The sequence below is a fragment of the Kitasatospora sp. NPDC101235 genome, assembly GCF_044767505.1.
Lineage (GTDB): Bacteria > Actinomycetota > Actinomycetes > Streptomycetales > Streptomycetaceae > Kitasatospora.
The window spans coordinates 13059-33236 of record NZ_JBIWNZ010000020.1 but is presented as its reverse complement, the minus strand read 5'-3'; the positions used below and the strand labels follow the sequence as shown (position 1 = coordinate 33236).

The 20178-nt window shown below is 71.3% G+C and carries 17 protein-coding genes, 1 tRNA gene and 1 other RNA gene; 14 read left to right on the top strand and 5 right to left on the bottom strand.

Annotated elements, in window-relative coordinates; all coding sequences use genetic code 11:
* Nucleotides 1–85 precede the first annotated feature (85 nt).
* Complete coding sequence (locus tag ACIRRH_RS28605) at nt 86–1294, bottom strand: hypothetical protein (RefSeq protein ID WP_403073161.1); 1209 nt, start codon at nt 1292–1294, stop codon at nt 86–88.
* 322 nt (nt 1295–1616) lie between these two features.
* On the opposite strand from ACIRRH_RS28605, the gene ACIRRH_RS28600 reads away from it, so the two are divergent.
* The 4 genes from ACIRRH_RS28600 to ACIRRH_RS28585 all read left to right on the top strand — a co-directional run bounded on the left by ACIRRH_RS28600 (nt 1617) and on the right by ACIRRH_RS28585 (nt 4591).
* Nucleotides 1617–2702 carry a radical SAM protein gene (locus ACIRRH_RS28600; protein WP_403073159.1) on the top strand — a complete coding sequence of 362 codons (1086 nt, stop codon included), beginning with the start codon at nt 1617–1619 and terminating at the stop codon, nt 2700–2702.
* Nucleotides 2690–3679: a radical SAM protein gene (locus ACIRRH_RS28595; RefSeq protein WP_403073157.1), complete on the top strand. Its 990-nt coding sequence runs from the start codon at nt 2690–2692 to the stop codon at nt 3677–3679. Before ACIRRH_RS28600 ends, ACIRRH_RS28595 begins: the two co-directional genes overlap by 13 nt.
* 161 nt (nt 3680–3840) lie before the next feature.
* The gene (locus ACIRRH_RS28590) at nt 3841–4419 is read left to right on the top strand and encodes an iron-containing redox enzyme family protein (RefSeq protein WP_403073155.1); all 579 of its coding nucleotides are present in this window, start codon (nt 3841–3843) and stop codon (nt 4417–4419) included.
* Entirely contained in the window at nt 4394–4591 is a 198-nt protein-coding gene (locus tag ACIRRH_RS28585) for an aroma-sacti cluster domain-containing protein (RefSeq protein ID WP_403073154.1), read from the top strand. The genes ACIRRH_RS28590 and ACIRRH_RS28585 overlap by 26 nt, the downstream gene beginning before the upstream one ends.
* Nucleotides 4592–4778: 187 nt before the next feature.
* Here ACIRRH_RS28585 and ACIRRH_RS28580 read toward each other — a convergent pair whose 3' ends face one another.
* Entirely contained in the window at nt 4779–7010 is a 2232-nt protein-coding gene (locus ACIRRH_RS28580) for a helicase-associated domain-containing protein (RefSeq protein ID WP_403073152.1), read from the bottom strand.
* Nucleotides 7011–7352: 342 nt separating this feature from the next.
* A tRNA-Ser gene (locus ACIRRH_RS28575) sits at nt 7353–7437 on the bottom strand.
* Nucleotides 7438–7548: 111 nt separating this feature from the next.
* On the opposite strand from ACIRRH_RS28575, the gene ffs reads away from it, so the two are divergent.
* The 10 genes from ffs (at nt 7549) to ACIRRH_RS28525 (ending at nt 17608) form a co-directional block, all read left to right on the top strand.
* Nucleotides 7549–7639, top strand: an RNA gene (gene ffs, locus ACIRRH_RS28570) — signal recognition particle sRNA small type.
* Between the two features lie 71 nt (nt 7640–7710).
* Entirely contained in the window at nt 7711–9906 is a 2196-nt protein-coding gene (locus ACIRRH_RS28565) for a DNA polymerase III subunit gamma and tau (protein ID WP_403073150.1), read from the top strand.
* 138 nt (nt 9907–10044) lie between these two features.
* Entirely contained in the window at nt 10045–10383 is a 339-nt protein-coding gene (locus ACIRRH_RS28560) for a YbaB/EbfC family nucleoid-associated protein (protein ID WP_403073149.1), read from the top strand.
* A 200-nt stretch (nt 10384–10583) separates the two neighbouring features.
* Nucleotides 10584–11183 (top strand): recombination mediator RecR, encoded by a 600-nt coding sequence (recR, locus tag ACIRRH_RS28555; RefSeq protein ID WP_224284008.1) that lies wholly within the window; start codon nt 10584–10586, stop codon nt 11181–11183.
* Nucleotides 11176–11889, top strand: coding sequence for a DUF5063 domain-containing protein (locus ACIRRH_RS28550; protein ID WP_403073147.1), 714 nt, complete (start codon nt 11176–11178; stop codon nt 11887–11889). The genes recR and ACIRRH_RS28550 overlap by 8 nt, the downstream gene beginning before the upstream one ends.
* 341 nt (nt 11890–12230) lie before the next feature.
* Entirely contained in the window at nt 12231–13511 is a 1281-nt protein-coding gene (locus ACIRRH_RS28545; protein WP_403073145.1) for an aspartate kinase, read from the top strand.
* Nucleotides 13512–13539: 28 nt separating this feature from the next.
* A complete protein-coding gene (locus ACIRRH_RS28540) occupies nt 13540–14607 on the top strand; it encodes an aspartate-semialdehyde dehydrogenase (RefSeq protein WP_403073143.1) in 1068 nt (355 codons plus the stop codon).
* 301 nt (nt 14608–14908) lie between these two features.
* Nucleotides 14909–15454, top strand: a complete 546-nt coding sequence (locus tag ACIRRH_RS28535) for a SigE family RNA polymerase sigma factor (RefSeq protein ID WP_224284012.1) — start codon at nt 14909–14911, stop codon at nt 15452–15454.
* Nucleotides 15447–16721, top strand: a complete 1275-nt coding sequence (locus ACIRRH_RS28530) for a hypothetical protein (protein WP_403073141.1) — start codon at nt 15447–15449, stop codon at nt 16719–16721. Before ACIRRH_RS28535 ends, ACIRRH_RS28530 begins: the two co-directional genes overlap by 8 nt.
* Before the next feature lie 107 nt (nt 16722–16828).
* Entirely contained in the window at nt 16829–17608 is a 780-nt protein-coding gene (locus ACIRRH_RS28525) for an SURF1 family protein (RefSeq protein ID WP_403073139.1), read from the top strand.
* Between the two features lie 29 nt (nt 17609–17637).
* On the opposite strand, the gene ACIRRH_RS28520 is transcribed toward ACIRRH_RS28525, so the two are convergent.
* Both ACIRRH_RS28520 and ACIRRH_RS28515 read right to left on the bottom strand, forming a co-directional pair.
* A complete protein-coding gene (locus ACIRRH_RS28520; RefSeq protein ID WP_403073137.1) occupies nt 17638–18225 on the bottom strand; it encodes a hypothetical protein in 588 nt (195 codons plus the stop codon).
* Nucleotides 18222–20078: a S9 family peptidase gene (locus ACIRRH_RS28515; RefSeq protein WP_403073135.1), complete on the bottom strand. Its 1857-nt coding sequence runs from the start codon at nt 20076–20078 to the stop codon at nt 18222–18224. The genes ACIRRH_RS28520 and ACIRRH_RS28515 overlap by 4 nt, the downstream gene beginning before the upstream one ends.
* Nucleotides 20079–20178 lie beyond the last annotated feature (100 nt).

The following is a 20178-nucleotide window of genomic DNA, read 5'->3' as shown; positions in this document are numbered from 1 at the left end:
TCCTGGCCCGCGCCGGAGTGGACCGCTTGCCGTGGTCGGATACCGGCGAACGGCAGGCCGCGCACCCCGGGCGCAGGTCCGGTGCTCAGCCGCCGCCGTAGGTGCTCTGGGTGACGGCGAAGACGTTGCGTCCGCCCGTGGTCTCCTGCAGCGACCACAGCAGGTCGGGGTTGGTGGCGTGCTCCCAGTAGGAGAGGCTCTCGCCGCCGCCCACCCAGGCGAAGGTGGAGGGGCCCGCGGTCGGGGTCCAGTAGTAGAGCTTCTTCTGCCCAGAGGAGTTGAACCACCATCGGCCGTTGTGGGAAGCCACGCCGTTGAGGTTGTACCAGGGCAGTTGGAGGGCCTGACTGGCGGTCGTCGTCGCGGCGAACGTCGTCGCCCCGGCTGCGAACGGGAAGCGGACGGCCCTCGGCGGGCGGTTGGGATAGCTGGTGCAGCCCGACTGGCAGGTGTACTCCGTCATCACGACCGACTTGCTGACCCGGTCGAGGGAGACCGACGACCACACCAGGGCGTTGCCGGACGTCGTCTGCGACGTGACCGTGCCGATCTGGGGCAGCACGTAGGCGTAGTTGTGGGCGTAGTAGACGGTGTCGGACTGACGGCCGATCTGGTCGGCAGTGCCGCCGGTGTCGGTGTTGAGGATCTTGCGCATGTCGAAGACGCGCATGCCGCGCCCGGTGTCGGCGACGTAGAGGTAGTCGCCGTACCAGGAGACGCCGCCGGCGTGGATCGGGATGTCCTTGAAGTCCGGCGCCGCCGCGGTGCCGGTCGGCTCCACCAGGAGGATCTTGCGGTAGGTGTTGGGGTAGGTGGCGTCCCAGTCGACCAGGGTGATCCGACTGCGCTGCTGGGCGCCGTCGCAGCCGTCCTTGGTGTACCAGCTCACCAGCACGAGCTGATGTCCGTCGTAGTTGCCGCTGTTCGCCGTCCCCACGGCGTCCCGGCTCGTCGTGATTCCCTGCGGGAAGCTCTGGCAGTCGGAGTTGTCGCCGTCGTCGAACCGGAAGCCGGTAGACAGGCCGCCGACGGAGAACGACGAGGGGAGCGCCTGCCGGGTGTGGTTCGCGTTCTCCATCACCGTGTGCACGGCAGAGGTCCCCAGTGCCGTGACGAGGGCCGAGTTGAGCGTGTCGAACTTGTGGTAGTCCGCGGTGAGGGTGTACTCGGACGCGGGCAGGTCCGTCGGTGCCACAGCGGCCGCCGCCGGCGATGCGCCGACGAGCGCACCGGTGATGAGCAGGCCGGCTGCGAGTAGTGTCCGTGCCGCGGTTCTGACTTGACGGATGATCAAGACGAGTCCTCTCCACGTGAATGGATCAACGGTCACTCACGCTAGGGGCGTTTTGGGCATGTCCGCAACACTCGGGGAGAGTCGGATCGGGTCCCGAGTGCGGTCCGAGGCAGCGTTGTTCCCCGCTGCGGTGCGACGGATCCAGGGCGTGCAGCGCAGGGTTCTCGGTCGATGCGGATCACCTGCCCGTGCGACACGCGGCCGATGGTTCGCCCCTGTTTCGTTACGGAGAGCTATGCTCTGCGTGCCCACCGTAATGGTGCGGGTGGTCGGTCGCCGCAGCCTCTGACGCCAAACAGCCTTCTGTAATGGTTGGTTCACTATGCATCTGGCAGACATCCTCAATCGTCGGACCGCCCCGGGTGCGGCAATCTCCCTGGGCATCACCCGTCGCTGCCCTTTGAGTTGTGCGCATTGCGCCACCAGTTCGACCCTCGCGAGCGACGAGAGTGCGACTGAAAAGCTGCTCGCGTTTGTGCGCACCATGACCGAGCAAAGCCGGCCGGACTTCCTGCTCATGTCGGGTGGCGAAGCGCTGCTTCGGCCGCAGCTGGTTCGCAGAATTGCCGACCACGCGCGGCGCATCGGGGCCAGGTCGCAAGTCCTGTCCGGGCTGTTCTTCGCGAACGGTCCCCGGATTCCAAGGCCCGTGAAGGCCGCGATTGACGCGGTGGACCACTTCTCGGCGAGCTTTGACGCCTATCACGAGCGAGAAGTCCCCCGCGCCGCGGCATTCAAAGTGTTGCGGCAGCTGCTCGACGAGGGCAAGGACGTCAGCATGCAGCTGGTGGGGCTGGGACCGGACGATCGGTACCTTGCGGACCTGGTGGGCGAGGTGAGAAGTACGTTCGAGGACCGGATCCCGATGTTCGTCGCACCGGTGGTGCCACACGGACGGGCCCGGAGTTGGGTTGAGAGCGGTCCGGAACCTCACTTCCCCGGCCAGGCACTTCCCTGCACCGTGGCCGGCTGGCCGGTGGTCGGATTCGATGGCCGAGTCACCACGTGCGGTAATCAGGATGTCATGGACGGCAAGGTGCCCATGCCTGATCATCTTCTGTTGGGAGACATCGCCGTCGACGACTGGGCGGCCATCAAGGAACGGTGCTTGGCATCCTCGACACTCCGCGTGCTACGGGCGCTTGGCCCGCTGTATCTTTCCCAACGTGCCGGCGCTCGGAGCTGCTCCGGTTACTGCGAGACCTGTTGGGCGCTTTCTGAGAAGCCGGATCTGCCGGCGATGCTCGACGGCGACGCGCAGAAGAATCTGGCGATCGAGGCCGTGGCTCAGCAGATTCTGGCCGATGCAGGGCCAGTGGCTTTTGCGCGGCAGTGGGGGATTGCCGAATATGCCGACCTGGTCATGCTCGGCCTGCCGAAGCAGCGGAATGCGCAATGGAACGTCTGAGTCATGCTGAAGTGAACAGGATTCGACGGACACCTGGGGCGTCAATCCTCCTGTTCATTACCGACAGGTGCCCGGTGGGCTGCGCGCACTGCTCCGTGGATTCCCGCCCGGAAAGTCCTCGCATCAGCAACTTCGACCTGTTCGCCGGGATCGTCGATCAGCTGTGCGGCCAGCCACGTCTTGACTTGGTCGGCATTTCAGGGGGAGAGCCGTTTGTTGAGCGCCGGGGACTGTCGCTCGCTGTTGACCGGCTGGTCGGCGCTGGCAAACGGATCGCCATTTATACAAGTGGCTTCTGGGCGGCTCAGGAGATTCCACCGCCTTGGATCGACGAGGTGCTGGCTCGGACTGACTGCATCTATCTCAGCACCGATGCATATCACGAGGCGGGAACAGCTGCAGGGCAATTTTCCAACGCCGCCAGAGCCGTGGCGCGCCATGGCATCCCGATTATCGTGCAAGTTATCGATGAAAATGGGATGGTCGAACGGGCTCGACAACTCTTGGTGGCGGCGTTCGGAAACGACTGGAGTCGCTGCGCGGAAATCATCCCGACTTTTCCCCTCCCCTACGGGCGAGGGGCGGGAATCTATTCCTGGAAACATCGCTTCGCGACCAGGGGCTTCGGCGTGTGCAACCTGGCCACTTCGCCGGTCGTGCGCTACGACGGTCTGGTCACCGCATGTTGCAATGAAACTGTGATCATGGGGGGTGGTCCGCCGGCTCTGCGCAGGGACTGTGCCGATGGGGTTGAAACATCGAAGGCCGTTGCTGAATTTCGAAATGACCCGTTCTTTCGGGCTGTCTCGGACGTTGGAATTGGCGAAATGGCTGTCGATCATCCAGAGTTTCAGGACCTTGCGGATAAGGAGTTCAGCAGCATCTGTGGTGCCTGCTGGACCATGCTGAGGCGGAGGCAGGAAACGGCTGGAAGCCGGTCGCTTCCTGTCGTGGAGGCGGGGAGATCGAGCTCGTGATGACAGCTGGGCATTCATTTCTTCTTCGCGCAAAGATTGAACTCGCCCTACCGGGTCTTCTGGCCGTCTCCAGGCGTCTTTGGGAATCACCGTCTCTGGTTGACCTGTACCCCGAGTACCTCTGCATGCTGCATGCCACTATCCGCTCGACAGTGCCTCTGATGCAGCACGCCCTGCGTGCGGCCTCGCAGCTGTCGGATGGCGACCCCGTCGCGCGAGGTGTTGCCGAGTATTTGGAGCGGCACATTCGGGAAGAGCAAGGGCATGACGAGTGGGTTCGCGAAGATCTGGCCGCCATCGGATTCGACCCGGATGAACCGCTGCGCCGCCTGCCTTCAGATACCGTTGCCACGCTGGTGGGTGCCCAGTACTACTGGGTGAGCCATTACCATCCGGTTTGTCTGCTCGGGCACATTGCCGTCCTTGAAGGCTACCCGCCTCCCCGGGGGCTCGCCGCTTATCTCTCCGAGCGGACCGGATACCCCTTGTCCGGCTTCCGGACCCTTGAGCGACATTCGGCCCTGGACGTACGTCATCGTGACGAACTCATGAAGACTCTCGATGATCTGCCTATCACTTCCCGTCTGCACGCGGCTCTTGGGCTCAGTGCGTTGCATACGGTCAAGAGTGGAATTCATGTCATCGAGGAAGTGCTGGCGGCAACGGGTCGCCCAGCGCAGTGTCATGAATCCGAAAATAAGATTGGAGGTTATTGTGGCGAACAAGCAGCAAGCGGCTGAGCATCTCAAGGCGGCTGGCCTGAAATTCGAATGTGCCACGCAGGAGCAGCTGGATGCCATTAATTCGCTCTCCACGACCGAGGTCGACATCCTGGTCGGACTGAAGACGCGACTGAACGCCATCGCGCCTGAAAATTCTGCGTGTGGCAACTCGGGCGGCTTCGTCTGGTAGCTCGACAATTGGGCGGTAGGTCGCAGTTGGTCTTGGCGGCCTACCGCCGTTGACGTGCATGGGCGCGCGTGTCCAAGATCGGCGGCGACCTGCGGCAGAGCGACCTGCCGGATGGGCCCTGAACGGTGCCGGCCGGGGGTGAATGTAACCAGGCGCCTCTTCGAGATGGTGTGGATCCCGCCCGGGGCTACGCGGGCATCACCCCGTGGATGCGGGAGAGGGTGAACACCCGCTCGTCGTTCCGCAGGTGGCACCAGGCGTGCAGGTAGGGAGCATCCAGTTCGAGCCGGCTGAGGGTGCGGACCGTCGCGTTGCCCGAGGTCGCGACGTACTCGATCGTGATGGCCTGGCCGTCGTTGACGGCATGGGCCAGCTGGCGGACGTCGGTGAAGGGCAGGTTGCGCGCGTACCCTGCGATGATCTCCTCGGTGTCGCTGTCGTAGGGGCGGTTGTCCCACGGGTCCGGCTCCGGGATGTCCTGCGGGGCGTCACGAAGCCGGGCGGCGAGGGAGGGCAGGTCGACGGTCGTCCGGGCATCCGCGGTGTGGGCGTCCGCGCGCTGCGTGCGGGACCTGCCACCGGACAGGCGCGGGGGTGGGAGGGTGCTCGCCGCGCGGGGGCGTCGGGCCCGCTCGATGCGGACGGACCCGTCGGGTTCCTCGGCGACGGGGGCGTAGCCCGCGGACCGCAGTGCCGCGAGCGTCTTGTCCAGTGGGGTCCGGCTGACCAGCACCGTCGGTGCCAGCAGCCGCAGGCCGAGCTGAGTGAGCTTGCGGTGCGCTGCCAGTTCGGCCAGGAGGGCGGGCTCCTCACCGTGGATCACACAGGCCGCGGAGACGACGCGCACCCGACCGTGGCTGCGCGCGGTGTCGTGGATCAGGTACGAGAGCGGCTGAGGAAGCGATTCGACGGCGACGGCGGCCAGGTCGGCCGTGAGGGCGTCGGGGGTGAGGCCCGCGTCGAGGGCGCGGCGGACGCTTCCCGGGCTGAACCGCCACACGGATGCCGCACCGGCGCTCTCCCGGTCCGCGACGGAGTCCAGCAGCGCGAGGAGGCGGGCCGACGGCGTGCCGGCGACCACGGCCGTGAGATCGCTGCCGAAGCGGGCGGTCCCGCTGGCGGCGGGCAGCAGTCGCCGACAGGCGTCGGTCAGGGCTTCGGCGTCGCCGGCGAGCAGGGCGGCCCCGATCGGGGACACGGCCCCGAGAGCGAGTGCGCCGAGCAGTTCCGCCTCCCGGATCAGGGTGGCGAACGGCGTGGCGTCCTGAGGGAGTTCGTCGACGAGCGGGCGGAGCCACACGAGTAGCGCCCCCAGGTCCGCCGAGTTTGCCGCGCCTTCGCCGGCCGGGAGCTGTGACGCGGCTGTGAGCAGCCCGTGCCGGGCTTGTACGCAGCCTCCGCAGGGTGGTGCCCCGGCGAGCGCCGGCAGAGCCTTCCCGTCCTCGTCGCGGCTCCCGCCGGGGGTCAGCGGGAGCGCCCACCACGCCCGGAGCAGCACGGCGAGTTGGTCGGCCGGTTCCTGCTCGGCCCAGGTGTCGTAGGACGCGGTCGCCGCGATCCGGTCGCCGTCCCGGGCCAGCAGTCCGGCCGCGCTCGCCGTCTCCAGCACGAGGCGTACCAGGATCTCGTCGCACTGCGCCGCTTTGCCGATCCGGGCCAGCTCACGGGTGCCGACCCCGCCGGCCTTGAGCCGGGCCGGTGGAGCGGCGGCGCACACCCCGAGGACGGACACGGCGTGGGCGGCGAACGCCATCGAGGCGGCTGCGGTTTCCCGGTCGATGTCCGAGACGGTGGCGGGCACCGACCGCACGCCGGGCGGGACGGGTGTGAACGGGGCGTGCCAGTCGGAGCCGCGCAGTGCGAGTGCCACCTCCGCGGGCATGCGGGCCGGCCCGTACCGGGGCCGGTCCCGGATCAGTAGCCCCCGTTCCACCGCCCACTGTTCGCCGGGCTTGGAGTCGGCCTGAGGTGCCCCGAACATGATGAAGCCCGCTCGCTCCGGAGCCTCATGTGCCCGCCGCTCAAGGAGTTTCCGGGCGGCTGCGGGTGCCTTGGCCACCAGTGCGGCGACCCGAGCCGGATCGCTGTGATGGTCGATCAGCGCCGCCAGGCGCATCTCTTTTCTGTTGGCGGCAGGTTTGATGTCGAGTTTCGCCAACATGCGGCCCAGTTCGTCGGAGTTCGAGCCCGCGAGCAGTTGCACGAGCGGTGCGTCGAGTCCCAGCGGCGAGCCCCACGCGTTCCGCAGCGGTGTCGCCATGTGCAGCAGGCCATTGCCGTCGGGCCACATCAGAGCGCGATCCGCCAGTGCCTCCAGGACGGCGGCCAATCCGTGGGCGCGGTCACCGTGCGTCGCGTCCAGGAGGTTCGCCAGATCGTCCCGCGAGACGCCCGTCAGCGCGGCGACGACCTCCGCCACCTGTAGGCACGGCAGCGCGAGCCGGGGCAGGACCAGCGCCACTGACGCCGGGCGCTGGAGGCGGTCCGCCAGTTCACCGACCGACCGCGGTTCCGGAACCGACGCGGCGTCCGGGCGCGCCGCCAGGACCCGCTCCAACTCGGCCGCATCGAGACCGCGGAGCCATGCGGCCAGCGCCGATCCGTTCTTCTTACTGATGGGGACACCTCGCCATGCAGAAGGACGGCCTGCCCTGCCGAAGCCGGCCCGGAGCACAAGGATGGCCCACCAAAGGGGGTGGGTGCGACGAAGGCCCGGACCGCTGAGCGGTCCGGGCCTTTCGTTTGCCCTGGCGGGCGAAGGCGGAGGATACGAGATTCGAACTCGTGAGGGGTTGCCCCCAACACGCTTTCCAAGCGTGCGCCCTAGGCCTCTAGGCGAATCCTCCGAGGGAGAGCTTAGTACATGTTTTGGGGTGGTCGCGACCACCTATCCCGCAGGCGGGAGGGTGGGGGTGGCCTGTGGATCGTCGGGGCCGGGATCCGGTAGTGTGGGGGTCAGCCCCTCGTGTGGCGTCATCTCTCTGAACCCCCCCAGGGCCGGAAGGCAGCAAGGGTAGGAGGGCTCTGGCGGGTGCACGGGGGGTCTTTGCGTTCCCGGGGGGCCTGGCCGGGGGTGAGGGGCGACGCGTTTGTCGGTCCGTCCCGATATCGTCGGTGGTGTGTCCCTAGCCCTGTACCGCCGCTACCGCCCCGAGACCTTCGCGGAGGTCATCGGGCAGGAGCACGTGACCGCTCCGCTCCAGCAGGCCCTGCGCAACAACAGGGTCAACCACGCGTACCTGTTCAGCGGGCCGCGCGGCTGTGGCAAGACGACGAGCGCGCGCATCCTGGCCCGTTGCCTCAACTGTGAGCAGGGGCCGACGCCGACGCCCTGCGGGGAGTGCCAGTCCTGCCGGGACCTCGCGACCGGCGGGCCCGGGTCGATCGACGTGATCGAGATCGACGCCGCCTCGCACGGTGGCGTGGACGACGCGCGCGAGCTGCGCGAGCGGGCGTTCTTCGCGCCGGTGCACAGCCGGTACAAGATCTTCATCCTGGACGAGGCGCACATGGTGACCTCGGCCGGCTTCAACGCGCTGCTCAAGGTGGTCGAGGAGCCTCCGGAGCACCTCAAGTTCATCTTCGCGACCACCGAGCCGGAGAAGGTGATCGGGACGATCCGGTCCCGGACGCACCACTACCCGTTCCGGCTGGTCCCGCCCGGCACGCTGCGCGACTACCTGACGGAGGTGTGCGGCCGGGAGGGCATCCAGGTCGAGGACGCCGTGTTCCCGCTGGTGGTGCGGGCGGGTGCCGGGTCGGTGCGTGACTCGATGTCGGTCATGGACCAGCTGCTGGCAGGGGCCGGCGAGAGCGGCGTCACGTACCAGATGGCCACGGCGCTGCTCGGGTACACCGACTCCGCGCTGCTGGACGAGGTGGTGGACGCCTTCGCCGCGCACGACGGGGCGACGGTGTTCCAGGTGATCGACCGGGTGGTCGAGGGCGGGCACGACCCGCGCCGTTTCGTCACCGACCTGCTGGAGCGGCTGCGCGACCTGGTGATCCTGGCCACCGTGCCGGACGCGGGGGAGAAGGGGCTGATCGACGCCCCGGCCGACCGGGTCGCGGTGATGCAGGCGCAGGCGGACGCGTTCGGCGCGGCCGAGCTGAGCCGGGCCGCCGACATCGTCAACACCGGGCTGACCGAGATGCGGGGCAACGCGGCGCCGCGGCTGCAGCTGGAGCTGATCTGCGCCCGGGTGATGCTGCCGGGCGCGTACAGCGACGAGCTGTCGTTGCAGGCACGGCTGGACAAGCTGGAGCGGCGGGCGGCGGCGGGCGGGTTCGCCGCGCCGATGGCGGCCCCCGTGGGCATGCCGGTGGCGGCCCCCCCGATGGCGGTCGCGCCGGTGGCCGAGGCTCCGGTCGCGCCCGCGCCCGGCCAGGCCGCTCCCGTCCAGGCCGCGCCTGCGGTGCCGCCCGTGGCCGCGCAGCCCGTGCAGGCCCCGCCGCCCGCCGCGCCCGCCGGGCCGGCGCCGGGGGCCTGGCCGATCCCGCGCAGCTTCCCGCCTGCCGGCGGCGCTCCCGCCGCGGTTCCTGCGGCGCCCCCGGCGGCGCAGCCGCAGGCCGCCCAGGCGCCGACCCAGACCCAGGCCCCGGCCTCCGCTCCCGTGCCCGCGCCGGCCCCCGCCCCGGCGGCGGCTTCCGGCGGGCAGCCGTCGGCGTCCGCGCAGCAGGGTGCCGCGCAGGTGCGGCAGCTGTGGCCGCAGATCCTGGAGGCGGTGAAGAACCGCCGCCGCTTCACCTGGATCCTGCTCAGCCAGAACGGCCAGGTGGCCGGGTTCGACGGCAGCGTGCTCCAGGTGTCCTTCATCAACGCCGGCGCCCGGGACAGCTTCGTCGGCAGCAACAGCGACGACGTGCTGCGCGCGGCGCTGGCCGACGCGCTGGGCGTGGACTGGCGGATCGAGTGCATCGTCGACCCGTCCGGCGGCGTCGGCGGCCCGGGTGGCGGTGCGCCGGGTGGCGGTGCCCAGGTCGGTGGGGGCTGGGGAGCCCCGGCGCGTCCGGCGGCCGCCGTGCCGTCGATGCCCGCTCCCGCCCCGGCGCCCGTGCAGGCGCCGCCGGTCCAGGCCGCGCCGGCGCCCGTCCAGGCCCCGCCCGTGCAGTCCGCGTCCGTGCAACCCGCGCCGGTGCGGGCCCCGCAGCCCGTGGCGGCGCCGGCCCGTCCGGTGCAGTCGGTGGCCCCGGAGGACGACATCCCGGAGGCGGACGACCCGGACCTCAAGGAGGACGTGTTCTCCGGCCAGGAGCTGATCATCCGCGAGCTGGGTGCGACGGTGCTGGAGGAGATCCACCACCAGGGTTCCTGACCCGCGCCCCGGGGCTGTCGGGCCCCTGAGCCGACCCTGAACCGGGCCCCGATCGGGGCCCGGAGCAGCGGGCAGCACGTAGGCTCGGCGGTGACGAACGAAGCACCGCAAGACAGCCGTGACAGCAAGGAGAGAGCCGTGTTCCCCGGTGGTGGCCAGCCCAACATGCAGCAGCTGCTGAAGCAGGCGCAGAAGATGCAGCAGGATTTCGCGAAGGCCCAGCAGGAGCTGGCCGAGACGAAGGTGAACGGTACGGCGGGCGGCGGTCTGGTCGAGGCGACGGTGACCGGTGCCGGTGAGCTGGTGGCGCTGACCATCGCCCCGGCGGCCGTGGACCCGGAGGACACCGAGACCCTGGCCGACCTGATCCTGGCGGCCGTCCGGGACGCCAGCCAGACCGCGCAGAAGATGCAGGCCGAGCGCATGGGCCCGCTGACCCAGGGCCTGGGCGGCGGCATCCCCGGCCTGCCCTTCTAACGGCGGGTTCTTAAGTTCAGAAGGTCTGAAGTTCAGACGACGGACCCATGTGATTTATGTGGGAGTCGGGCGTCGGACGCTGTGTCCGACGCCCGATTCGTTGGATGATGGCACCGGAGCTCCACCGGCATCCGGTACCACCGACCATCCGGTACCACCGACCATCCGGTACCACCGACCATCCGAGGGAAGGCGCGACGTTGTACGAGGGCGTGGTTCAGGACCTGATCGACGAACTGGGCAGGCTGCCCGGCGTCGGGCCCAAGAGCGCCCAGCGGATCGCCTTCCACGTGTTGCAGGCCGACCCGACCGATGTGCGCCGGCTGGCGCACGCGCTGCTGGAGGTCAAGGACAAGGTCCGCTTCTGCGTGGTCTGCGGCAACGTCGCGGAGGCCGAGCAGTGCCGGGTCTGCCTGGACCCGCGCCGCGACCTCGGCGTCATCTGCGTGGTCGAGGAGTCCAAGGACGTCGTCGCCATCGAGCGCACCCGCGAGTTCCGCGGCCGCTACCACGTGCTGGGCGGCGCGATCAGCCCCATCGAGGGCGTCGGCCCGGACGACCTGCGCATCCGCGAGCTGCTGTCACGCCTCGCGGACGGCACGGTCACCGAGCTGATCCTGGCCACCGACCCCAACCTGGAGGGGGAGGCGACCGCCACCTATCTGGCCCGGCTCTGCAAGCCGATGGGCCTGAAGGTGACCCGTCTGGCGAGCGGCCTGCCCGTCGGCGGGGATCTGGAGTACGCGGACGAGGTCACCCTCGGCCGCGCCTTCGAAGGGAGACGACTGCTCGATGTCTGACCGGACGATCAACCAGCAGCCCCACACCCCCCACCAGCAGTCCCACGGGGAACCGGGGGCGCATGCCCCGCACACCCACGGCCACGGCTCGGAGCCGGACGACTTCGCCGTGCAGATCGCCGACTCGGTGGAGAGCTTCGTGCTCGCCGTCACCGAGGTCGCCAAGGGCGACGAGCCCGGCAGCGCGGTCTCGCTGCTGCTCCTGGAGGTCTCGCAGCTGCTGCTGGCCGGCGGCCGACTGGGTGCGATCGAGGACGTCGTCCCGGAGGACCGCTTCGAGCCCGACGCCGGTCCCGAGCCGGACAGCGAGCAGCTGCGCGAGCGCCTCGCCGAGCTGCTCGCGCCGATCGACGTCTACCACGAGGTCTTCGACCCGTACGGCCCGCCGGAGAAGCCCAACGCCTTCCGGATCTCGGACGACCTGGCCGGCGTGGTCAGCGAGCTCCAGCACGGCCTGACCCACTACCGCGAGGGCCGGGTCAGCGAGGCGCTGTGGTGGTGGCAGTTCTCGTACCTCTCCAACTGGGGCACGACCTGCACGGCGGTGCTGCGGGCCCTGCAGTCGCTGATCGCCCACGTCCGGCTGGACAGCCCGATCGGCGCGGTGCCGGACGGCGCGGACACCGACGACGACGGGCTCACCGACGAGCAGCTGGAGCAGCAGGCGGGCGACCTGATGGCGGCCGAGCTCGGTCTCGGGCGGTAGGTAGCGGGTAGCAGACCCGTGGTCGGTGGGCGGTGGACGGTATTCCGCCATAGCGCCTCCGGATTGTGACGAATGCCTCAGCGGCCCGGCCGGAAAAGAAATCCGGCCGGACAGCCGTCGCCCGATCCGCTGATTCTTCGGAGCCGTGCCGAATCGCCCGCAGACCTGACGGCGGAGCCCCCCGCACTGCCGCTCACGTGCTGAAACTACCGTCTCACCATATGGAAAGAGCCGGTCGGGGCACCCTTGCTCGGTAGACTGACGACGACCGCACCCCCCTCTCCCCCGGGGGGTACGGGGGCCCGTAGCCCCCGGAAAAGACTTCGAGTCGAGGAGCGCACGTGGGCCTTGTCGTGCAGAAGTACGGCGGCTCATCCGTTGCGGATGCCGAAGGCATCAAGCGCGTGGCCCGCCGAATCGTTGATGCCAAGAAGGCCGGCCATGAGGTCGTCGTCGTGGTGTCCGCGATGGGCGACACGACGGACGAGCTCATCGAACTCGCGGAGCAGGTGTCACCGCTGCCTGCCGGCCGTGAGTTCGACATGCTGCTGACCGCTGGAGAGCGCATCTCCATGGCCCTGCTGGCCATGGCGATCAAATCCCTGGGCCACGAGGCGCAGTCCTTCACGGGCAGCCAGGCCGGTGTCATCACCGACTCCGTCCACAACAAGGCACGCATCATCGACGTGACGCCCGGCCGCATCCGCACCGCCCTGGACCAGGGCAACATCGCGATCGTGGCCGGCTTCCAGGGCGTCTCCCAGACCAGCAAGGACATCACCACGCTGGGCCGGGGCGGCTCGGACACCACCGCCGTGGCGCTCGCCGCCGCGCTCAAGGCCGAGGTCTGCGAGATCTACACCGACGTGGACGGCGTGTTCACCGCCGACCCGCGCGTGGTGAAGAAGGCCCGCAAGATCGACTGGATCGCCTACGAGGACATGCTGGAGCTGGCCTCGTCGGGTTCCAAGGTGCTGCTCGATCGGTGTGTTGAGTACGCCCGTCGCTACAACATCCCGATTCACGTACGCTCGTCCTTCTCGGGTCTTCCCGGGACGATCGTCAGCAACGACAACCCGAACCAGCCCGAAGGGGGCGAGATGGAGCAGGCCATCATCTCCGGAGTCGCCCACGACACCTCCGAGGCCAAGGTCACCGTCGTCGGCGTGCCCGACAAGCCGGGCGAGGCGGCCCGCATCTTCCGCGCCATCGCCGACGCCGAGGTCAACATCGACATGGTGGTGCAGAACGTCTCCGCCGCGTCGACCGGCCTGACCGACATCTCCTTCACCCTGCCCAAGACCGAGGGCCAGAAGGCCATCGACGCGCTGGGCCGGGTCAAGGAGGGCATCGGCTACGAGTCGCTGCGCTACGACGACGCGATCGGCAAGATCTCGCTGGTCGGCGCCGGCATGCGCTCCAACCCCGGCGTCACCGCGACCTTCTTCGAGGCGCTGTCCGCCGCGGGCGTCAACATCGAGCTGATCTCCACCTCGGAGATCCGCATCTCCGTGGTCACCCGCGCCGAGGACGTGCCGGAGGCCGTCCGCGCCGTGCACGGCGCCTTCGGCCTGGACAGCGAGAGCGACGAGGCCGTCGTCTACGGCGGCACCGGGCGATGACCCGGGCACCGGGCCGGGACGCCGGGCGATGACCCGGCGTCCGAACCTCGCCGTCGTCGGCGCCACCGGTGCGGTCGGCGAGGTGCTGCTCGGGCTGCTCTCCCTCCGCCGGGACGTCTGGGGCGAGATCCGGCTCGTCGCCTCCCCGCGCTCGGCCGGCCGCAAGGCGGTGGTGCGCGGGGAGACCGCCGAGGTCGTCCCGCTGACCGAGGAGGCCTTCGCCGGGATCGACGTGGCGGTGTTCTCCGTCCCCGACCCGGTCGCCGCCCAGTGGGCGCCGATCGCGGCGGTCAAGGGCGTCGTGGTGATCGACGACTCGGCCGTCTTCCGCACCGCCGAGGACGTGCCGCTGGTCGTCCCGGAGGTCAACGCGGCCGCGCTGCGGATCCGCCCGCGCGGCATCGTCGCCAGTCCGGCCGGCACCACCCTCGCGATGATCGCCGCGGTCGGGGCGCTGCACGCCGAGTACGGGCTGGCGCAGCTCGTGGTCGCCTCCTACCAGGCCGCCGACGGCGAGGGCCGCGACGGCGAGGCGGCGCTGCGCGCGCAGACCGGGCTGGTGGCGGGCACCGCGGTCGGCCGGCAGACCGGTGACCTGCGCGCACTGATCGTCGATCAGGGGCCGTTCGCCGCCCCGCTCGCGCTCAACGCGGTGCCCTGGACCGGCGGGCTGCGCGAGGGCGGCTGGTCCGCCGAGGAGATGGGCATCCGCGACGAGTCCCGCAAGGTCCTCGGCCTGCCCGGCCTGAAGGTCTCGGCGACCTGCGTCCACATCCCGGTGGTCCGCACCCACGCGCTGGCCGTGCACGCGCGGTTCGAACGCGAGGTCACCCAGGAGCACGCGCAGGAGATCCTGCGGGACGCGCCCGGCGTGGTCCTCTACGACGACCCGGCGGCGGGCGAGTTCCCCACGCCGAACGACGTGGTCGGGACGGACCCGGTCTGGGCCGGGCGGGTCCGGCGGGCGCTGGACGAGCCGGACGCGCTGGACCTCTTCCTGTGCGGGGACAACCTGCGCAAGGGGGCGGCGCTCAACCTGGTGCAGCTCGCCGAGCTGGTGGCCGCGGAGCTGACGGCGGGCGAGCCGGCGGAGTAGCGCCGCCGGGTGCCGGCGGGCCCTCGCGCGTGCCGATGTGCCTGCTTGTGTCCACAGCTGTGTCCATACCTGTGTCCGCTCCTCGACACAATCTGTCCGGAATCCCGTGGGAATCCTCTGGAGGCCTCTTCCGCCGATGCGGAAGAATGGGCCCCGGGCCGGGCAACCATGACAGGGGATCGAGTGTCCAACGGGCGTGGCGAACGTGATGGTGGGGGCAAGGGCGGGCATCCCGGCGAGAGCCGCGGTGTCCTTCCCGTCACGCGCCCCGTGGCCTGTGAGTAGGCCGGAAGACGACCAGATGACGGCGGCCGCACCGGGTGCGGCGGACTCCGGCGCCGGTACCGACGCGGGTACCAGCGAGGACCTGCTCACCGAGACCTACCAGGCGCACTACCGCTCGCTGCTGCGGCTCGCAGCGCTGCTCCTCGACGACCTCTCGACCTGCGAGGACGTCGTCCAGGAGGCGTTCATCCGGGTGCACGCCGCCCGGCGCCGGGTGCGCGAGCCCGAGAAGACCCTGGCCTACCTGCGGCAGACGGTCGTCAACCTGTCCCGCTCCACCCTGCGCCGCCGCATCCTCGGGCTGCGACTGCTGCCGAAGCCCATGCCTGACATGGCCAGTGCAGAAGAAGGTGCCTACGATGCCCTGGAGCGCGACCAGTTGAAGGCCGCGCTGCGTTCTCTGCAACGCCGTCAGCGGGAGGTTCTGGTGCTGCGTTACTTCGTGGACATGACGGAGGCGCAGGTCGCCGAGACCCTGGGCATCTCGCTCGGCTCGGTGAAGGCCTACGGCTCGCGCGGACTCGCCGCCCTCCGCGTCCAGATGGAGGCCGGACATGGCTGAGACGGACGGCAGTCGACGGCGACCGGTGCACGGGGCTTCCGGCACGAACGCGCCCGGGGAGCCCGGTACGGACGGGCCCCGGAAGGCCGGCACGAACCCGCCCGGGCAGCCCGGTACGGACGGGCCCGACGGTGGGGCCCCGGAGCTCCTGGACCTGTCCGCCGAGGAACGGGCGGTGCGCGAGCTGCTGCACGGCGCCGTCTCCGGCATCCAGCCCGCAGCCGGCGGGCTGCCGCGGATCCGGCGGGCCGTGCCCCGCCGCCGGGCCGCCCGGCGCGGTGCCTGGACCGGGGCGGCCGCGCTCGCCTTCGTCGTCGCGATCGGCCTGCCCGTCCTGCACCAGGGGGAGCACCTCGGGCTCTCCGGCGGCCCCGGCTCGGCCGACGCCAAGAGCCCGGCCGCCACGTCCCCCAGCGGCACCGCCGGTGGCACCGGAGGCACCGGTACGGCCTCGCACGCGGACCCGAGCGGCACCGGCGACGTCACGCCGCCGCCCGGTACGGTCACGGCCCCGCACACCCCCGGCGGCGGGCTGGCGCACACCGACGGCGGCGTCGCGCCCACCGGGACCTCCGGCGCGGGCGACGGCGGCATCGTCCCGCTCTGCAGCCGGACGGACCTCGGCGAGGGCGTCGCACAGGTCGGCACGGCCGACGGCGACGGGCGGATCTACGGATCGTTCACCGTCTACAACGTCTCCGGGCGCAGCTGCCGGCTCGGCGGGCCGGGCTCGGTGGCGGTCACCTCCGTCAGCGGCGGTGACCGCAGCCGCATCCGCACCGCCGACCACGCGCCGGGCGACCCGGCCGCCGGCCTGCCCGCGATGGACGGGGAGCCGCCGGTGCTCGTGCCGCGGGCCGGGTACCGGGTGCCGTTCGCCTGGGTCCCCGACCAGACCTGTACCGGCTCCGGCACCCTGACCACCCCGTCGAACGGCGTCAACCAGGCGGCCCTGCGCTCGGGCGTCCCCGCCGGCGAGTCCGGCGCCCCGGCCTCCGTCCCCACCGACGCGCCCAGCGCCAACCCGCCGGCCTCCTCGTCCCCGTCGGCGGGCGCCAGCACGGCCTCCAGCCCGACCGCGACCCCGACCGGCAACCCGACCACCGCGCCGCCCGCCGTGACCATCGCCCACACCCCCGCCCCCGGCAACCCGGCGGCCGCCTCGGCGACCCTGCCCGTGTCGTGCAGCGGCACCGTCTACCGCGGCGGCGTCCAGGGCCTGGGCGGCCCGGCGCCGCAGCCGTCGGGCTCGCCGACGGCGGGGTGACCCAGGGCCCGTCTGCGAACCCGCGCCCGGGGCCGCAGCGGGCCGCAGGCCGCCGTGTCCGGGGCCCGGGGGACCGGGCGGGTGTGAGGAGTGGTTACCGTGGGGGTGTGTACCGGTTCCTCCTGACTCCGCGCTGGCTCGGCGGCACCGTCGTGGCCGTGGCGGCCGTGGCGGTGTGCCTGTGGCTGGGCTCCTGGCAGCTCGGCCGGTTCGAGGACCGGGTGTCCACGCACCAGGAGACCAAACAGGCGATCACTGCTTCGAGTGACGCCCGGCCGATCGACGCACTGCTCAACCAGGCGACACCGCAGGTGAGCACGGAGACCGTCGGCAAGACCGTCACGGTGACCGGCAGCTACGACACCGAGCACCAACTGCTCGTCCCCAACCGGGTGGTGGACGGCAAGCAGGGCTACTACGTGCTCACCCCGCTGCGCACCGCCGACGGACACGCCGTCGCCGTGGTGCGCGGCTGGGCGGCCGGGGACCCGGCCGCCGCCGGGTCGGCGCCGGGCGGCGAGGTGACCGTGACCGGGCGTCTGCAGGCCAACGAGGCCGTGGGCAGCAACGGCGCGGTGGCGGGCGGCCTGCCCGCCGGGCAGCTCGGCATGATCAACCGGGCGTCGCTGCTGAACGTGCTGGAGTACGACGGCTGGTACGACGGCTGGGTGGCCGCCGACGACGCGCCCGCCGGACTGGCCCCCGTACCGACCGTGCAGCCGCAGGGCGGGGACGGGCTCACCCTGCGCGCGTTCCAGAACCTGGGCTACACCCTGGAGTGGTTCGTCTTCGGCGGGTTCGTGGTCTTCATGTGGTACCGCCTGGTGCGCCGTGAGGCGGAGGCGGAGCAGGACCGGGCCCTCGGGCTGGACCCGGTCCTGGACTGACCGGCGGCGTCGCTGGTCCGACCCCCGTCTCAGCGCTTCGTCGGCAGGGCCGGTGCCGGTGTCGGCTTGACCGCCGGCGGGGGCGGTGTCGGAGTCGGCGTCGGGAGCAGCGGCTGGGTAGGGGACGACGAGCCGGTGGGCAGCGGCGTCGGGTCGCTGTGGCAGTGGCTGTTGCCGGTGCCGTTGCCGCTGCCGTTGTGGTCGTCGGAGTCGTAGTGGTCGATGTGGTGGTGCACGGTGCGACCGGTCTTCGACCCCTTGGAGCCCTTCGAGCCCGAGGAGCCGCTGGACCCCTTCGACCCCTTGGCGAGCGTGACGGTGCCGTCCTGCTCGGTCGGCTCGTACGCCGCCAGGAGGACGGCCGTGCCCGCGCCCCCGCTGCCGGCCGCGCTCCCCGCGCCCGGTGCGCTCGCCTTGGTCGCGGTGGCGAGCGGCGTCGCGCCGGGGGCGGGCGCGGCCGGCCCGGCGGAGCCCGTGGGGACGACGGCCGGGGAGCTCGGCGTCGGCGGGGCGGCCGGGGGCGGGCAGGAGGCCTCGTCCCGCTGCGAGCCCGAGCAGCCGGTGAGCACCAGGGCCCCGACCACCGCCGCCCCCGCGAGCATCAGCAGGCGTCTCACGCCGTTCCCCCGTCTCCGGTGCGCTCGGCCGTGCCCAGGTGCCGCCGGACGAAGTCGATCTCCAGCCGCAGCTGCTTGATCCGCTCCTCCACCACCAGCGACCCGTGCCCGGCGTCGTAGCGGTACACCTCGTGCGGCTTGCCGAGCCGCTCCAGCCGCTCGACGTAGTTCTCGATCTGCCGGATCGGGCAGCGCGGGTCGTTGACCCCGGCGCTGATGTACACCGGCACCCGCACCTGCTCGACGTAGGTGAGCGGCGAAGAGGCGGTGAAACGCTCCGGGACCTCCTGCGGGGTGCCGCCGAAGAGCGTGCGGTCCAGCGACTTGAGCGCCTCCATCTCGTCGGCGTACGCGGTGTGGTAGTCCGCGACCGGCACGGCGGCGACGCCGAGGGCCCAGCTGTCGGGCTGGACGCCGAGGCCGAGCAGGGTCAGGTAGCCGCCCCAGCTGCCGCCGGCGAGCACCAGCCGGGCCGGGTCGGCGAGGCCGCTGTCGATCGCCCAGGCGCGGACCGCCGCGATGTCCTCCAGCTCGATCAGGCCGACCCGCTCGTGCAGCGCGTCCGTCCAGGCCTGGCCGTAGCCGGTCGAGCCGCGGTAGTTGACCCGGACCACCGCGAAGCCGTGGTCCAGCCAGGCGGCCGGACCGGCGGCGAAGGAGTCGCTGTCGTGGTGGGTCGGGCCGCCGTGGATCTCGAACACGGTCGGGTACGGGCCCTGCGCGGGCGTCGTCGGCCGCTGCACCAGGGCGTGCACCCGCCCGCCGGGCCCGTCCACCCAGACGTCCTCGACCGGCACCGAACCGGGCGGCACCGCGCCGGGCGCCCGCAGCACGACCGTCCCGGCGGTGGAGCGGACGGCGGAGGGCTCGGCGGCGGAGGACCACAGGTACTCGACGGTGCCGTCCGGACGGGCGGTGGCGCCGCCGACGGTGCCGCGCGGGGTGTCCAGGCGGGTCAGCCGGCCCTCGGCGAGCGTGTACGAGAACAGTTCGCTGCGCGCCTCGTACTCGTGCTCCACCAGCAGCTCCCCGGCGCCGGGGCGCCACTGCGCGGAGACGTCACCGGGCAGCTCGCGGCCCTGCTCGTCGCGCAGCGGGAGGGCGGTCTCGGCGCCGGTGGCGACGTCCCAGATCATCGGCTCCCAGCGGCCGGTGCGCTGGTGGGCGACCAGCAGGCGGGTGTCGCCGTCGACCGGGGCGAAGCCCAGGCAGGCGACGCCGCGAGGCTCGTCCCGGCCGGTGACCTCGTCCAGCTCGGCGACGGTCTGGACGCCGCCGTCCCCGTCGATGCGCACCACGCGGATCGCGGAGTGCATCGCGTCGCCGTGCTCGGTGTGGTCGATGGCGAGCAGCGTGCTGTCGTGGCTGAGGTCGCCGATGCCGCCGTACTCCTCGTGCCGGTAGATCTCGACCGGCTCGGCGCTGCCGGGGCGGCGCAGGTGCAGGGTGGTGCCGTCCTCGTCGGTGGAGCGTCCGACGACCACGGTGCCGTCGCGGCCGAGGGCCAGGCCGGCCGAGTAGGAGGGGGCGAGGCCGGGCACGGCCTCCTCGTCGGGGCCGCCCGCGAAGGGCTGGCGGCGCCAGACGCCGAACTCGTCGCCGTCGTGGTCGTCGAACCACCAGACCCAGTCGCCGTCGGGGGACAGCTCGGCGTCGGTGGTGCCGTTCGGGCGGTCGGTGACCCGACGGTGGGCGCCGGTGGCGCGGTCCCAGGCGTAGACCTCGTAGGTGCCGGTCGCGTTGGACACGTACAGCGCCCGGTCGGGGGCGTCCTCGGCCCAGTCGGGCAGCGACACCCGGGCCGCCCTGAACCGCTGCTCCCACGCCGGTACGGCGCTCTTCTCCTCGCTCATCCGACCATCCAACCCGATCCGGGGGAGGGAAGGGAACGGGCGGGTGGGCTCGGGCCCACCCGCCCTGTGTGCCGGGGGTGCTGTCGGGGTGTCGGGGGGT